The organism is Micromonospora sp. C81 (genome assembly GCF_018070425.1).
GTDB classification, from domain to species: Bacteria; Actinomycetota; Actinomycetes; order Mycobacteriales; family Micromonosporaceae; genus Micromonospora; species Micromonospora zamorensis.
The window spans coordinates 100,022-114,671 of the sequence record NZ_JAGPXS010000011.1; the positions used below are offsets into that span (position 1 = coordinate 100,022).

The window sequence follows — 14,650 nt, forward strand, 5'->3', positions numbered from 1 at the left end:
CGGCGGACCGGGTCACCGGTCCGCCGCCGGCCCACGTCAGCGGCTGTCCGACCCGCCGGTCTCCACCACGGCCCGGCCGGCCTCCAGCCGGGCCACCGGCACCCGGAACGGCGAGCAGGACACGTAGTCCAGGCCGACCTCGTGGAAGAAGTGCACCGAGTCGGGGTCGCCGCCGTGCTCGCCACAGACGCCGAGCTTCAGCCCCGGACGGGCGGCCCGGCCCTCCTCGGCGGCGATCCGCACCAGCCGGCCGACCCCGTCACGGTCGATCGACTCGAACGGCGAGATGCCGAAGATGCCCAGCTCCAGGTACCGCCAGAAGAACGCGCCCTCGACGTCGTCGCGGGAGAAGCCCCAGCCCATCTGGGTCAGGTCGTTGGTGCCGAAGGAGAAGAACTCGGCCGCCTCGGCGATCTGCCCGGCGGTCAGCGCCGCCCGGGGCACCTCGATCATGGTGCCGATCAGCACCTCGACCCCGCTGTCCCCGACCACCTCCGCGATGATCTTCTCGGCCTCGGCGCGGACGGTCTCCAGCTCCTGCACGGCCCCGACCAGCGGCACCATGATCTCCGGCTTGGCCACCCCGCCACCACGGGCGCAGGCGACGGCAGCCTCGGCGATGGCCCGGACCTGCATCGCGAACAGGCCGGGGATGACCAGGCCGAGGCGGACGCCCCGCAGCCCGAGCATCGGGTTCTCCTCGTGCATCCGCCGGACGGCGGCGAGCAGCGCCTCCTCCTTGGCCACGTCCTCGCCCCGTTCCTGGGCGACCGCGACGTTGACCGCGAGCTGCTCCAGCGGAGGCAGGAACTCGTGCAGCGGCGGGTCGATCAGCCGGACGGTGACCGGCAGTCCGTCCATCTCGCGGAAGATCTCCTCGAAGTCGGCCCGCTGCAACGGCAGCAGCGCCTCCAACGCCGCTTCCCGCTCGCCCGGGGCGCGGGCCAGGATCAGCCGCTCGACCAGCTCCCGCCGGTCGCCGAGGAACATGTGCTCGGTGCGGCACAGCCCGATGCCCTCGGCGCCGAAGCGCCGGGCCCGGGCGGCGTCCGCGCCGGTGTCGGCGTTCGTGCGGACCGCGAGCCGCCGCTTGCCGTCGGCGTGCGTCATGATCCGGTGTACGGCCCGGACCAACGCGTTGTCGATGTGCTCCGGGTCGAGGCTGCCCTCGAAGTACTGCACCACCTCCGACGGCATGACCGGCACCTCGCCCAGGTAGACCTTGCCGGTGGTGCCGTCGATGGACACGACGTCGCCCTCGTTGACGGTCTGCCCGGCGACGGTGAAGCGTTTCGCCGGGACGTTCACCTCGATCTCGTCGGCGCCGGAGACGCAGGTCTTGCCCATGCCGCGGGCCACCACCGCCGCGTGGCTGGTCTTGCCGCCGCGCGAGGTGAGGATGCCCTGGGCGGCGATCATGCCGTTCAGGTCGTCCGGGTTGGTCTCCCGGCGGACCAGGATCACCGACTTGCCCTCGGCGGCCATCTCGACGGCCCGCGCGGAGGTGAAGACCACAGTGCCGGACGCCGCGCCGGGCGAGGCGCCGATGCCCTTGGCGACCGGCTGGAAGTCGTGGTCGAGCTGGAAACGGGGGAACATCAGCTGGGCCAGCTGCGCCCCGTTGACCCGGTGCAGTGCCTCGTCCAGGTCGATCAGACCCTCGTCGACGAGTTGCCCCGCGATGACGAACGCGGCGGCGGCGGTGCGCTTGCCGACCCGCGTCTGCAGCATCCAGAGCTTGCCGCGTTCGATGGTGAACTCGATGTCGCAGAGGTCCTTGTAGTGCTCCTCCAGCCGAGCCATGATGCCGAGCAGCTGGTCGTAGGAGGTCTTGTCGAGCTGTTCCAGCTCCTGAAGGGGCACGGTGTTGCGGATGCCGGCGACGACGTCCTCGCCCTGCGCGTTGGCCAGGTAGTCGCCGTAGATGCCCTGCGCGCCACTGGCCGGGTCACGGGTGAACGCGACACCGGTGCCGGAATCCGGGCCGAGGTTGCCGAACACCATGGTCACCACGTTGACCGCGGTGCCGAGGTCGGTCGGGATCCGCTCCTGGCGACGGTAGAGGATCGCGCGCTCGGCGTTCCACGACTCGAAGACCGCCCGGATGGCCAGGTCGAGCTGTTCGCGCGGCTGCTGCGGGAACTCCCGACCGGTGTGCTTCAAAAAGATCTTCTTGTACGCGTCGACCAGCCCACGGAGGTCGTCGGCGTCCAGGTCCAGGTCGTTGTGGGTGCCCTTGGCGCTCTTGGCCTCGTCCAGCGCGTGCTCGAACTCCTCGCCCGGCACCTCGCAGACGGTCTTGCCGAACATCTGGATGAGGCGGCGGTAGGAGTCCCAGGCGAACCTGTCGTTCCCGCCGGCCTGCGCGGAGAGCCCGACCACGCTCTGGTCGTTGAGGCCGACGTTGAGGACGGTCTCCATCATGCCGGGCATGGAGAACTTGGCGCCGGAGCGGACGGAGACCAGCAGCGGATCCTGCGGGTCGCCGAGACGCTTGCCCATCGCGCGCTCCAACGATTCCAGGTGCGCCTCGATCTGACCGGCGAGCCCGTCCGGCTGCTGGCCCGTCGCGAGGTACGCCTTGCAGGCCTCGGTGGTGATGGTGAAGCCGGGCGGAACGGGCAGGCCGAGGTTGGTCATCTCGGCGAGGTTGGCCCCCTTGCCGCCGAGCAGGTCCTTGAGATCCTTGTTTCCTTCAGAGAAGTCGTAGACGTACTTGTGATCGACGGTCTCTTGCGCTGCCACCAGAGCCTCCACAACACACGCGCCGGATTGACACTTAACGAAGGTTCAGTTTTCTTCTACCCCGCAGCGGACCACCGGTAATCCCCGGGTCGACGCCGATCGGTGGGCGAAGGTTAAGCGAACATCGAGCGACCTGGGACCGTTCGGTGACAATTGGCACAGCCATCACGACTATCCGTGTTCGTACCGGTTTTTGGGAACGCTTCCATGCGCACCATCACGCATCCCGGCCGCGCGCCGTACGCTGGATGGCACGCCAGCCGGTGAACGTCGCTTTTGCCATAACCGACGCGAATACACCCCCCGGAGTCGCCGCCGTGCCGACCACCCCCTCCCCCAGCCCCACCGCCGTCCCCGCGCCACTGTCGGCGGAGGAGCCGGACGCGGCCACTCTGGCCCGCGCGGCCGAGCAGAGCGCGGTCACGGTGCTCACCGCGGCGACCACGCGCCGGCTCGCCGACGTCGTGCCCGCCCCGCAGCAGGTCCAGCCGGACCCGACCGGGGACTGGGTGCTGCCGGCCGAAGCGGTCATCGTGGTCAGCGCCGACCCGGCCGCGCTGGCCGTCGCCGAGCACCTCGCCGAGCTGCTGCGCCCGGCCACCGGCTACCCGCTCCCGGTCACCGACGCCGCCGCCCACTCGCTGCCGGTCGCCGACGCCGCCGGGCCAGGGCCGGTCGGCGGCATAGCGTTGGTGCTGGACGAGGCCGCCGACCTCGGCGCGGAGGGCTACCGGCTCGACGTCGCCCCCGACGGGGTACGCCTCACCGCCGTCACCGCCACCGGCCTCTTTTACGGCGTGCAGACCATGCGCCAACTGTTGCCGTCGGCGATCGAGAGCCCCACCCCGGCCACCGAGCACTGGGCGCTGCCCGGCGGGACGATCACCGACGCACCCCGCTTCCCGTACCGGGGCGCGATGCTCGACGTCGCGCGGCACTTCTTCGCCGTCGAGGACGTGCTGCGGGTGATCGACCACCTGGCCCGCTACAAGCTCAACCACCTGCACCTGCACCTCACCGACGACCAGGGCTGGCGGATCGCCGTCGACTCCTGGCCGAGGCTGACCACCGTCGGTGGGGCGACCGAGGTCGGCGGCGGCCCCGGCGGGCACTACACGAAGGCCGACTACCAGCGGATCGTCGCCTACGCGGCCGACCGCCACATCACTGTCGTCCCGGAGATCGACCTCCCCGGCCACACCAACGCGGCGCTGGTCGCGTACCCGGAGCTGGCACCGGACAAGATCGCGCCACCTCCGTACACCGGCACCGAGGTCGGTTTCAGCTACGTCGACCCAGCCGACGAGCGGACGTACGACTTCATCGCCGACGTGCTGGGCGAGGTGGCCGCGCTCACCCCCGGGCCGTGGCTGCACATCGGCGGCGACGAGGCGTTCAAGGTCACCGGCGAGGTCTACACCGGTTTCGTCGAGCGGGTCCAGCGCATCGTGGGCGACCTCGGTAAGACCGTCGTGGGTTGGCACCAGCTCGCACCGGCCGCCCACCTCGACGGCCGGATCCTGCAGTGGTGGGGCACCACCGGCGCCGACCCCACCACCGCCGAGGCCGTACGTCAGGGCGCCCGGCTGATCCTCTCCCCCGGCAACCACGCCTACCTGGACATGAAGTACGGCCCGGACACCCCGATCGGGCACGACTGGGCCGGCCTGATCGACGTACGAAAGGCGTACGACTGGGACCCGGCCACGCACGTCGCAGGTGTACCGCCCGAGGCCGTCCTCGGTGTGGAGGCCCCGCTCTGGACCGAATCGGTCACCTCACTGGCCGACATCGAGTTCCTGCTCCTGCCCCGACTCCCCGCCATCGCCGAGTTGGGCTGGTCCACCCGGGCGACCCACGACTGGGCCGACTTCCGTGACCGGCTGGCCGGTCAGGGCCCGCGCTGGGCGACCGCCAGCATCACCTTCCACCGCGCGCCCGAAATCCCCTGGGCAACCACCGCCACCATCCCCACCCAGCGCAACACGCCCCAGACCGACACCGCCACCCACTGACGCGGCCCGCGTTCACGGGAGGCCCCGGTCACAATCCGGGTCTCTGGGTCTACCCCTGATCGTGCTCGATCCCGGTTGTAGTGGCCTCGTCGGCGCCGGATGGGCCTGTTTCCTGGATCGAGCGCGACCTTGGCGTGATGCGCTGCGTTTGACGTCCCCGGCGTGGGTGTCCGGACCCCCACCCAGTCAAGATCCGCGCAACATCCGGGAAACTGCTGCCTCGCGGCGTCGTGAGGCAGCACTTTCCCGGAAAGTGCGCGGATCTTGGATTGTCCAGGCCGGGGTTGGCGGGCGTGGTGTCCCGTTTCGGGATGGGCTCTTGGGGCGGCTGTCCGATTTCGGTATGGATGTCCCGTGGTTGGCACGACCCTGGCGGCGGAATCGTGGGCCGGGCGGGGTCGTTATACCTGGCATGCCACCGCGACTTCGGGTCGTGGAGCGCGGCAGCCGCCGGGAACACCCGACAGGCCGCCCCGGTTACACCCCCTCAGCACGCACCGCCAGCGGGCGGAAATGCGTCGCCCGCCCGGCCGGTTACAGCCCCGGAGCACCGTGGCGGGGAACCCGGCGGAATGACTCGCCAGCCCGGCCGGTTACACACCCCGCACCCCCCGAGCACCCCGGTTACACACCCCGCACCCCCGAGCACCACAAGCCGGGGCCAGGTGGAATGACCCGCCGCCCCGCACCGTTACACCCTCACCCGACGCCGGCCCCTGTGGCCACCGGGCAAGAACCTCCCAAACTTCCCCCCTTGCACGTGCGGCACGCCCACCCCCCGGGCGTGCCGTGCACCCCCAATCGCAGAGGAGCACGCCATCATGCGTACCGATCTGATTCGTAAGACCGCTCTGACCGCTGCTGGCCTGGCCTTCACCGGCGGCGCGATCGTCGGACCCGTCACCGCCGCGTACGCCGCGACCGATGCGAAGCCGGCGTCGCAGACGCAGTCTGATCGCAAGCCTGCGGGTGAGCGTCAGCTGGGCGTGCGCTACGAGGCCCAGCCGAACTTCTACTACTGCGGACCCGCCGCCGCCCGTAACGCCCTGAGTGTGCAGGGCAAGGACATCAGCGTCGACGCGATGGCCAAGGAGATGGGCACCACCGAGGCCGGCACCAACTCCATCAACGACATCACCCCCGTGCTGAACAAGGAAACCGGCAAGAACGACGCCTACCGGTCCGTGGAGATCAGCACCCCGGACGCCGACGCGAAGCAGACCGACAAGCTGCGCGCCGACATCGTCAAGACCGTTGACGACGGCCGGGCCGTGGTCGCCAACATCGCCGGCACCACCACCGACACCGACGGTGCTATCCACTCCTTCGAGGGCGGGCACTACATCAGCGTCGTCGGCTACCGCGACAACGGCCAGACCGTGAAGATCGCCGACTCCGCCAACCCGAACACCGCCTCCTACGACGTCACCGTCGAACACCTCGCCGACTGGATCGCCACCCGCGGCTACGCCACCAGCTGACCCCGTACCAGACACGAAGCGAAGGGCCGGACCCCACCACGGGGCCCGGCCCTTCGTCATGACCGTTCACGACATCAGCTCGATAGGACGCCGAACTCATCTGCCCAGCCTCTGCGAGCGGATCGTCGAGGAAAGACCGAGCGCCACGAGACCGAGGAGGGATGGCCGCCGGGCGTCTCCGCCCAACCGGCCGGAGGCTCGGTCAGCCGCCGGAGTCGTCCATCTCGGCGCCCTCGGGGACGGTGTCGTCGTCCCGGCTGGCCAGCCACCCGTCGGGCAGGGCGACCTTGCCCGGCGAGTTGGTGCGCCCGCGTGGCTGCCCCAGAGCGGTCACCGGGAACGGCTCGCTCGGGTCGAGCTTGCCGAGCAGGTCGTCGAGCTGGGCCAGGCTTTCGATCATCGCCAGCGAGCGGCGCAGCTCGCCACCGACTGGGAAGCCCTTGAGATACCAGGCGACGTGCTTGCGGAAGTCGGTGCAGCCGTCCCGTTCGCCCCGGGCCGGGTTGCGGGCACCGGCCACGAACTGGTCCACCAGCAGCTCGGCGTGCCGGCGCATGGTCACCGCCACCTCGCCGAGGCTGGGCAGTCGCCGCTCTGGCCGGCCGTTGGAGGCGGCCTCCAGGTCGGCGAAGAGCCACGGCCGACCCAGGCAGCCGCGCCCGACGACCACGCCGTCCACGCCGGTGTGCGCGACCATCCGCAGCGCGTCGTCGGCCTCCCAGATGTCGCCGTTGCCGAGCACCGGCACGTCGAGGGCCTGCTTCAAGGTGGCGATCGCGTCCCAGTCGGCGGTGCCCGAGTAGCGCTGCGCCGCCGTGCGCCCGTGCAGGGCCACCGCGGCCACGCCGGCTTCCTGGGCGGCGAGCCCCGCTTCGACGTACGTCAGGTGGTCGTCGTCAATGCCCTTGCGCATCTTGACAGTGACCGGCACTCCGGCCGGTGACGCGGCGTCCACCGCGGCCCGCACCAGTCGGGCGAAGAGCCGACGTCGCCACGGCAACGCCGCGCCGCCGCCACGCCGGGTGACCTTGGGGACCGGGCAGCCGAAGTTGAGGTCGATGTGATCGGCCAGGTTGCGCTCGACGACGATCCGGACGGCGGCCGCGGTGATCTCCGGGTCGGTGCCGTATAGCTGGAGGCTGCGCGGCTTCTCGTCGTCGCCGAACGTGATCATGCGCAGCGTCTTCGGGTTGCGCTCGACCAGAGCCCGAGTGGTGATCATCTCGCAGACGTAGATGCCGCCGCCCTGCTCACGGCAGAGCCGGCGGAACCCGACGTTGGTGATCCCGGCCATCGGCGCGAGCACCACCGGCGGCCACACCTGGTACGGCCCGAGAGTCAACGGGCGCAGCGCGGGCATGGTCGAGACAGTCACCGGACAAGTGTACGGGGCCCCGACCGGCGCTTATCGCGTCGGCCGAGGCCCCGTGCACACAGCCTCAGCAGCCGGGCAGACGCTCGATCAGGTAACGCTCGACCTGGTCCAGGGAGACCCGCTCCTGGGCCATCGTGTCCCGGTTGCGCACCGTCACGGCGTTGTCGTCCAGCGTGTCGAAGTCGACGGTCACGCAGAACGGGGTGCCGATCTCGTCCTGCCGGCGATAGCGGCGGCCGATCGCCTGCGAGTCGTCGAACTCCACCACCCAGCGCTTGCGCAGCAGCGTCGCGAGATCCTTGGCCTTCGGCGACAGCGCCTCGTTGCGGGACAACGGCAGCACCGCCACCTTGACCGGGGCGAGTCGCGGGTCGAACCGCATCACGGTGCGCTTGTCCACGCCGCCCTTGGTGTTGGGCGCCTCGTCCTCGTCGTACGCCTCCAGCAGGAAGGCCAGCACCGCACGGGTCAGACCAGCGGCCGGCTCGATGACGTACGGCATCCAGCGCTCACTCTTGGTCTGGTCGAAGTACGACAGGTCGACGCCCGAGTGCTTGCTGTGCGTGGAGAGGTCGAAGTCGGTGCGGTTGGCGACCCCCTCCAGCTCGGCGAACTCGGTGCCACCGAACTGGAAGCGGTACTCGATGTCCACCGTCCGCTTCGAGTAGTGCGAAAGCTTCTCGGCGGGGTGCTCGAAGAGGCGCAGATTGTCCGCCGAGAGGCCGAGGTCGAGGTACCAGTTCCAGCGCTCCTGGAGCCAGTACTCGTGCCACTGCTCGTCGGTGCCCGGCTCGACGAAGAACTCCATCTCCATCTGCTCGAACTCGCGGGTCCGGAAGATGAAGTTACCCGGGGTGATCTCGTTGCGGAACGACTTGCCGGTCTGCGCGATGCCGAAGGGCGGCTTCTTGCGGGCGACCGTCTCGACGTTCTTGTAGTTGACGAAGATGCCCTGCGCGGTTTCCGGGCGCAGGTAGTGCAGCCCCTCGTCGCTCTCCACCGGGCCCAGGTAGGTCTTCATCAGGCCGTTGAACATCTTCGGCTCGGTGAAGGTGCCCTTGTTGCCGCAGTTGGGGCAGTTCAGCTCGGCCAGTGAGGTCAGCGGCTTGCCGTGCTTCTCCGCGTACGCCTCTTCCAGGTGGTCCGCCCGGAAGCGCTTGTGGCAGAACTGGCACTCGGTGAGCGGGTCGACGAACTCGGCGATGTGACCGGACGCCTCCCACACCTTGCGAGACAGGATCACCGCAGAGTCCAGGCCCACGACGTCGTCGCGCTGCTGGACCATGGTCTTCCACCACTGCCGGCGGACGTTCTCCTTGAGCTCCACGCCGAGCGGACCGTAGTCCCACGCCGATCGGGTGCCTCCGTAGATCTCGCTGGAGGGGAAGACGAAGCCTCGTCGCTTGGCGAGGCTGACGACGGCGTCGATACGGTCGGCTGGCATGTTTCCTCCTACGCCGGCTGGCGGTCGGCGGGGGCGAGATGTGGATGGAACGGTCAGTTCAGGACAACGGTACGACCACCGTCGCCCTGAGCCCAGCAGAATACCGGGGGCGGGTCAGCTCACCCCGCAGACCTCCACGCCGCCGGTCTCCCCGTCCTGCCCGAGCCTGACCTGCTGCTGCTCCCGGTCACCACCGGCGAGTGTCACGTCGACCGGCACGGTCAGGCTGGTGGTGTCCACCTCACCCACACGGAACGCCGAGACCTGAGGTTCGGCGGAGGCTCGCCGCTCGAACTCGGGCCGGGACTCACGCCGCTGCGCGTCGTCGCAGAGCTGCTCGTACGCCCGCCCGTAGTCCCGCTCGACCAGCGCCTGGTAGTAGTCACCGGTCACGGTGCGGGCCTGCTCCCGGATCGCCTGCACGCCGCTGACGGCCAGGCCGACGACGGCGGTGCCGCCCCCGCCACAGCAGAGCACCACGGCGAGCGCGCCGACGCCGAGGCCGATCCAGAGCCGAGTCCGGCGACCCTCGGTGGGCGGCGCGGCGAACGGCGGAGCCACCCCGGGACCGGGTGGCGGGGCGGGTGCGGTCATAGGAGCAGCGTAGTGTCCGGCGGCTCAGCGGTAAGGACCCGCAGCCCGATCACTCTCGGCGACGACCACCGCTCCGCCGGGTGCCGCGGTCGCCAGCGCCTCGTACGCGGAGGGTTCGTCGACCGACTCGGCGAGCAGCGGCACGGCGCTGACCTTGACTTCGAAGGCCCCCAGGGCCCGCCGGTACGTGCCGACCGACTCCCATTCGGTGACCAGCGACCAGTGCCGGGGGTCGTCGAGCGCCCGGACCAGTTGACCGCGCAGGTAGCCGCGGCAGGCGGCCAGGGCGGTGAGGGCGGCGTGCGCCCGTTCGGTGAAGTCGTCGGCGACATCGACGTCGACCACGAACCGGTTGGTCACCAGCAACGGTGGTCCCTCCTCGTAGAGTCTGTGGGATGCAGCGTACGCAGCGCCCCCTGCTCGCCCGGTTGGCCGGGGCGAACCCGACGTCGGTGTTCCTGCTCACCCTGGTGGTGGTGCTGGTGGCGTTCTTCACGCCCGGGGTGATCGGCGGGCTGCTGACGCTCGCGCTCGCCGCAGGCCTGATCGCCCTGTTGGCGACGACCTGGGCGGTTCAGGCGCCGCAGACCCGCCTGATTCGACTGGTGATGCTGACCCTGCTGGTGACGGTGGGCCTCGCCAAGCTGCTCTGACATGCAATCATGCGTTTTTGACAATCATTATCGTTGCCACGGACAGTTGACGACATGACCAACCGCACCACGTACCGTGTCCTGGCCGCCGCGACCGCCCTCCTTGCCCTGGGTGCCGGGGCCGGCTGCTCCAGCGGCGACGCCGCCGGCGCCGATCCCCAACGGGTCGACGTGGTGGCCGCGTTCTACCCCCTCCAGTTCCTTGCCGAGCGGATCGGCGGCGACGCGGTCCGGGTGACCAACCTGGCCAAGCCGGGTGCCGAGCCACACGACCTGGAGCTCAACCCGAGCCAGGTCGGCCAGGTCAGCGACGCGGAGCTGATCGTCTACCTCAAGGGTTTCCAGCCGGCGGTGGACGACGCCGTCGCGCAGAACGGTGGCGACCGGGCGTTCGACGTGACCAGCGTGCAGCCGCTGCTGGACGCGTCCGCCGGCGGGCACGACCACGAGGGCGAGGAGGGGCACACCGAGGAGAGTGGCGGCAAGGACCCGCACGTCTGGCTCGACCCGACCCGGCTGGCCGGCATCGGCGACCAGCTCGCCCAGCGGCTCGGCAAGGCCGACGCGGCCCACGCCGCCGACTACACCGCCCGCGCCGCGGCGCTGCGCGCCGACCTGACGACCCTGGACGGGGAGTTCAAGCAGGGCCTGGCGACCTGCCAGCGGCGCGAGATCGTCACCAGCCACGCCGCGTTCGGCTACCTCGCCGACCGCTACCAGCTCGACCAGGTCGGCATCACCGGGCTGAGCCCGGACGTCGAGCCCTCCCCGCAGCGGCTCGCGCACGTGATCGAGGAGGCGAAGGAGCACCAGGCCACCACGATCTTCTTCGAGACGCTGGTCAGCCCGAAGGTCGCCGAGACAATCGCCGGTCAGGTCGGCGCGAAGACCGCGGTGCTGGACCCGATCGAAGGGCTCGCCGCCGGCAGCAACGGGGACTACCTTTCGGTGATGCGTACCAACCTGCAGACCCTGCAGACGGCCTTGAGCTGCTCGTGACCTCACCTGTCATCACCGTCGAGCACGGGGTCGTCGGATACGACGGCCGCCCGGTGCTCCGGAACATCTCGCTCACCGTGACCGCCGGAGAGGTGGTCGCGGTGCTCGGCGCGAACGGCTCCGGCAAGTCCACCTTGATCCGCGCCGTGCTCGGGCTGGTGCCACTCAGCGCCGGCTCGGTCGCCCTCTTCGACCGGCCGTTGCGCCGGTTCCGGCAGTGGGCGCGCATCGGGTACGTCCCGCAGCGCCTGGGCGCCGGTGGTGGCGTTCCAGCCACCGTCCGCGAGGTGGTGGCCTCCGGCCGGCTGGCCCGCCGGGGGGTGCTCCGCCCGCCGGGTCGAGCCGACCGGGTCGCCGTGGACGCCGCGCTGCTCGCGGTCGGGCTCGCCGACCGGGCGGGCGACCCGGTGTCCACGCTCTCCGGCGGCCAGCAGCAGCGCACCCTGATCGCCCGTGCCCTGGCCGGTGAACCGGAGCTGCTGGTCCTCGACGAGCCCACCGCCGGGGTGGACGCGGCCAGCCAGGAGGCGTTCGCCGGCGCGCTGCGCGACTTCGTCGGCAACGGTGGGACGGTGCTGCTGGTCGCCCACGAGCTGGGCCCGCTGCGACCGGTGATCAGCCGGGCGGTGGTCGTCCACGAGGGTGGCATCGTCCACGACGGCGCGGTGCCGGACCCGGCGGGCCATCACGCGGAGCCCGACCACGACCACGTGCACCCGCACTGTTACGACGAGCCCGCCGGGCTGTGGAGCAACTGACGCATGGAACTCTTCCAGTACCCCTACATGCAGCGCGCCCTGATCGCCGCGCTGGTGATCGGCCTGGCCGCGCCGGCGCTCGGCATCTACCTGGTGCAGCGCCGGCTGACGTTGATCGGCGACGGCATTGGGCATGTGGCGCTGACCGGCGTCGGGGCGGGGCTGCTGCTCAACCGCTCACCGGTGCTGGTCGCGGTGATCGCCGCCACCATCGGCGCGATCGCCATCGAGGTGGTCCGCGCCCGCGGGCGTACCTCAGGTGACCTGGCCCTGGCCCTGCTCTTCTACGGCGGCATCGCCGGTGGCGTGCTGCTTGTCGGCCTCTCCGACGCTACGAGCGCCAACCTCAACGAGTACCTGTTCGGGTCGCTACTCACCACCTCCCTCGCCGACGTGATCACCGTCGTGGTGCTCGGCGCGGCGATCCTGGTCACGATGATCGCGTTGCGGCCGGCGCTCTTCGCGGTCAGCCACGACGAGGAGTACGCCCGGGTCTCCGGTCTCCCGGTGCGCACGCTGAACCTGCTGATCGCGGTCGCCACCGCGGTCACCGTGACCATCGCGATGCGGGCTGTCGGGGTGCTCCTGATCAGCGCGCTGATGGTGGTGCCGGTCGCCACCGCCCAGCAGGTGACCCGGGGCTTCCGCAGCACGATGGTCGCCGCGATGGCGCTCGGGTTCTTCGCCGCCGGTTCCGGTGTCTGGGTGGCTGCTACGGCGGACACCGCGCCGGGCGCCTCGGTGGTGCTGGTGGCGATCGCCTCGTTCCTGGTCGTGGCCGTGGCCGGCGGCGTCTGGCGGACGTTGCGCCGCCGGGCGACACCGACCGACGCTCCGACGCCGGAGCCGCACGAGGTCGTGCTGAGCTGATCCTGATCAGCGAAGCGTCGGTGGTAATGGGTACCGTTGCGGAATGACCAGCGCGACGGGCTACGACGGGTTCGACGGGGCCAGCGAGTTGCTCCGCGCTCTGTCCGCGCCGATCCGGCTGGCCATCGTCAGCGAGCTGGCCGGCGGCGAACGGTGCGTGCACGAGCTGGTGGAGAAGCTCGGTGCCGCACAACCGTTGGTCTCCCAGCACCTGCGGGTGCTGCGCGGCGCGGGAGTGGTGCGAGGCTCCCGCCGCGGTCGGGAGATCGCCTACAGCCTGGTCGACGAGCACGTCGCGCACATCGTGGCAGACGCGGTCAGCCACGCCGGGGAGGGATCATGAGCGAGAGCACCGCCGCGGTGCGCAACACCCGGCAGCGCTCGGCGGTGAGCGCGCTGCTGGGCGAGATGGAGGGCTTCCACAGCGCCCAGGACCTGCACGCCATGCTGCGGCAGCGCGGCGAGCGGGTCGGCCTCACCACCGTCTACCGCACCCTGCAGGGGCTCGCCGACGCCGGCGAGATCGACGTGATGCGCCCACCCGGCGGCGAGCACCTCTACCGCCGGTGCAGCGAGGGGCACCACCACCACCTGGTCTGCCGGGCCTGCGGGCGCACCGTCGAGGTGGCCGGCCCGGCGGTGGAGAGCTGGGCCGACCGGGTCGCCGCCCAGCACGGTTACGCCGATGTCAGCCACACCCTGGAAATCTTCGGCACCTGCCCGACCTGCGTCCGCTGACTCAACACCGCGGACTGGTCGCCGCGTCTTGAGGCAGCAATATCCCCGATGTTGCTGCCTCATTCGACAGCGAGGCAGCAATATCGCCGATGTTGCTGCCTGCCCTGGCCGCCCGGGCCGTCCCGCCGGCTGATCTGACGGGTGCCGCGCCGGGCCGTTCGTGACACGCTGTCCGGCGTGAAAATCTATGCCGATCGGTTTCCGACCGCCGCCCGTCAGTTGCTCACCGACCTGCTCGTCGTCGCCTGGGTGTACGTGGCGATCCGCGGCGCGCTGTGGCTGCACGACCTGGTGCAGAAGCTCGCCGTACCGGGGCAGAAGCTGGAGGGCGCGGGCAGCGGCCTCGCCGACAACCTCGCCGACGCGGGCGGCAAGGTCCGCCGGGTCCCGCTGGTTGGCGACGAGCTGACCGCACCCTTCCAACGGGCCGCCGACGCGGCCCGGGGGCTCGCCGACGCCGGCCGCGACCAGCAGCACCTGGTCGACCAGCTCGCCCTCGCCCTCGCCATCGCGGTCCTGATCTTCCCGCTCGGCATCGTGCTGCTCGGCTGGCTGCCGCTGCGGGTGCGCTGGATGCGCCGGGCCGGGTCAGCGGCGAAGCTGGCCGTCGGACCGGCCGGCCGGGACCTGCTCGCCCTGCGCGCACTGGCCACCCAGCCGCTGGGCAAGCTGACCCGGATCGCGCCGGACGTCGCCGAGGCGTGGCGACGTGGCGACGACGCGACCGTCGACGCCTTGGCCGCGTTGGAGCTGCGCCAACTCGGCCTACGCGGCAGGAGCCGCTAAGGTCTTCGGGTGTTCTACTTCCTCCTCGTCATCGCCGTCCTGCTGCTCGGCTACGCCGCCGTCCTGGTCTCCTTCGTGCGACGGGGCAAGAAGATCCCACCCGCGGCGTACCTGGCGCTGGCCGGGCTCAACGGCCTGATCCTGGCCGGGGTGCTGGCCTGGGCGGTCGCCCGCTGACCGGCGCCATCGACG

Annotated in this window: 14 protein-coding genes and 1 pseudogene; 10 read left to right on the plus strand and 5 right to left on the minus strand. The window is 70.8% G+C overall.

The features are described from left to right. Nucleotides 1-36: 36 nt before the first annotated feature. Nucleotides 37-2,745 (minus strand): pyruvate, phosphate dikinase, encoded by a 2,709-nt coding sequence (gene ppdK / locus KBX46_RS19260; protein ID WP_210793527.1) that lies wholly within the window; start codon nt 2,743-2,745, stop codon nt 37-39. Nucleotides 2,746-2,993: 248 nt separating this feature from the next. Here ppdK and KBX46_RS19265 point away from each other — a divergent pair. Together KBX46_RS19265 and KBX46_RS19270 are read left to right on the plus strand one after the other, a co-directional pair. Beyond that, nucleotides 2,994-4,761: pseudogene (locus KBX46_RS19265) on the plus strand (family 20 glycosylhydrolase); the annotation flags it as partial. 820 nt (nt 4,762-5,581) lie between these two features. Further along, a complete protein-coding gene (locus tag KBX46_RS19270) occupies nt 5,582-6,241 on the plus strand; it encodes a C39 family peptidase (protein ID WP_210793528.1) in 660 nt (219 codons plus the stop codon). 202 nt (nt 6,242-6,443) lie between these two features. Here the strand turns inward: KBX46_RS19270 and dusB are convergent, their stop codons facing one another. The 4 genes from dusB to KBX46_RS19290 form a co-directional block, all read right to left on the minus strand. Further along, nucleotides 6,444-7,601: a tRNA dihydrouridine synthase DusB gene (gene dusB, locus KBX46_RS19275; RefSeq protein ID WP_210793585.1), complete on the minus strand. Its 1,158-nt coding sequence runs from the start codon at nt 7,599-7,601 to the stop codon at nt 6,444-6,446. A gap of 79 nt (nt 7,602-7,680) precedes the next feature. After that, nucleotides 7,681-9,060, minus strand: coding sequence for a glycine--tRNA ligase (locus KBX46_RS19280; RefSeq protein ID WP_088949663.1), 1,380 nt, complete (start codon nt 9,058-9,060; stop codon nt 7,681-7,683). Between the two features lie 114 nt (nt 9,061-9,174). Further along, nucleotides 9,175-9,654, minus strand: coding sequence for a hypothetical protein (locus KBX46_RS19285; RefSeq protein ID WP_088949664.1), 480 nt, complete (start codon nt 9,652-9,654; stop codon nt 9,175-9,177). Nucleotides 9,655-9,678: 24 nt separating this feature from the next. After that, complete coding sequence (locus KBX46_RS19290) at nt 9,679-10,020, minus strand: antibiotic biosynthesis monooxygenase (protein ID WP_088949665.1); 342 nt, start codon at nt 10,018-10,020, stop codon at nt 9,679-9,681. A 29-nt stretch (nt 10,021-10,049) separates the two neighbouring features. On the opposite strand from KBX46_RS19290, the gene KBX46_RS19295 reads away from it, so the two are divergent. From KBX46_RS19295 to KBX46_RS19330, 8 genes are all read left to right on the plus strand, one after another. Then, nucleotides 10,050-10,307, plus strand: coding sequence for a hypothetical protein (locus KBX46_RS19295; protein ID WP_088949666.1), 258 nt, complete (start codon nt 10,050-10,052; stop codon nt 10,305-10,307). Between the two features lie 54 nt (nt 10,308-10,361). Next, nucleotides 10,362-11,306, plus strand: a complete 945-nt coding sequence (locus KBX46_RS19300; RefSeq protein ID WP_210793529.1) for a metal ABC transporter substrate-binding protein — start codon at nt 10,362-10,364, stop codon at nt 11,304-11,306. Continuing rightward, complete coding sequence (locus KBX46_RS19305) at nt 11,303-12,064, plus strand: metal ABC transporter ATP-binding protein (protein ID WP_141910752.1); 762 nt, start codon at nt 11,303-11,305, stop codon at nt 12,062-12,064. Before KBX46_RS19300 ends, KBX46_RS19305 begins: the two co-directional genes overlap by 4 nt. Nucleotides 12,065-12,067: 3 nt before the next feature. Next, nucleotides 12,068-12,934 (plus strand): metal ABC transporter permease, encoded by an 867-nt coding sequence (locus tag KBX46_RS19310; RefSeq protein WP_210793530.1) that lies wholly within the window; start codon nt 12,068-12,070, stop codon nt 12,932-12,934. A 43-nt stretch (nt 12,935-12,977) separates the two neighbouring features. Then, nucleotides 12,978-13,277 carry a metalloregulator ArsR/SmtB family transcription factor gene (locus tag KBX46_RS19315; RefSeq protein WP_030338189.1) on the plus strand — a complete coding sequence of 100 codons (300 nt, stop codon included), beginning with the start codon at nt 12,978-12,980 and terminating at the stop codon, nt 13,275-13,277. Continuing rightward, on the plus strand, nt 13,274-13,672 hold the full coding sequence (locus tag KBX46_RS19320; protein WP_088949670.1) for a Fur family transcriptional regulator: 399 nt from the start codon (nt 13,274-13,276) through the stop codon (nt 13,670-13,672). Before KBX46_RS19315 ends, KBX46_RS19320 begins: the two co-directional genes overlap by 4 nt. 177 nt (nt 13,673-13,849) lie before the next feature. Then, complete coding sequence (locus KBX46_RS19325; protein WP_099857882.1) at nt 13,850-14,458, plus strand: hypothetical protein; 609 nt, start codon at nt 13,850-13,852, stop codon at nt 14,456-14,458. A gap of 9 nt (nt 14,459-14,467) precedes the next feature. After that, on the plus strand, nt 14,468-14,635 hold the full coding sequence (locus KBX46_RS19330) for a hypothetical protein (protein ID WP_172862087.1): 168 nt from the start codon (nt 14,468-14,470) through the stop codon (nt 14,633-14,635). Nucleotides 14,636-14,650 lie beyond the last annotated feature (15 nt).

Excerpts from the sequence above, each read along its gene's own strand:
- KBX46_RS19310 (WP_210793530.1), top strand. The coding sequence starts at position 12,068 with ATGGAACTCTTCCAGTACCCCTACATGCAGCGCGCCCTGATCGCCGCG.
- KBX46_RS19300 (WP_210793529.1), top strand. The coding sequence starts at position 10,362 with ATGACCAACCGCACCACGTACCGTGTCCTGGCCGCCGCGACCGCCCTC.
- KBX46_RS19285 (WP_088949664.1), bottom strand. The coding sequence starts at position 9,654 with ATGACCGCACCCGCCCCGCCACCCGGTCCCGGGGTGGCTCCGCCGTTC.
- KBX46_RS19320 (WP_088949670.1), top strand. The coding sequence starts at position 13,274 with ATGAGCGAGAGCACCGCCGCGGTGCGCAACACCCGGCAGCGCTCGGCG.
- KBX46_RS19315 (WP_030338189.1), top strand. The coding sequence starts at position 12,978 with ATGACCAGCGCGACGGGCTACGACGGGTTCGACGGGGCCAGCGAGTTG.
- KBX46_RS19280 (WP_088949663.1), bottom strand. The coding sequence starts at position 9,060 with ATGCCAGCCGACCGTATCGACGCCGTCGTCAGCCTCGCCAAGCGACGA.
- dusB (WP_210793585.1), bottom strand. The coding sequence starts at position 7,601 with ATGCCCGCGCTGCGCCCGTTGACTCTCGGGCCGTACCAGGTGTGGCCG.
- KBX46_RS19295 (WP_088949666.1), top strand. The coding sequence starts at position 10,050 with ATGCAGCGTACGCAGCGCCCCCTGCTCGCCCGGTTGGCCGGGGCGAAC.
- KBX46_RS19270 (WP_210793528.1), top strand. The coding sequence starts at position 5,582 with ATGCGTACCGATCTGATTCGTAAGACCGCTCTGACCGCTGCTGGCCTG.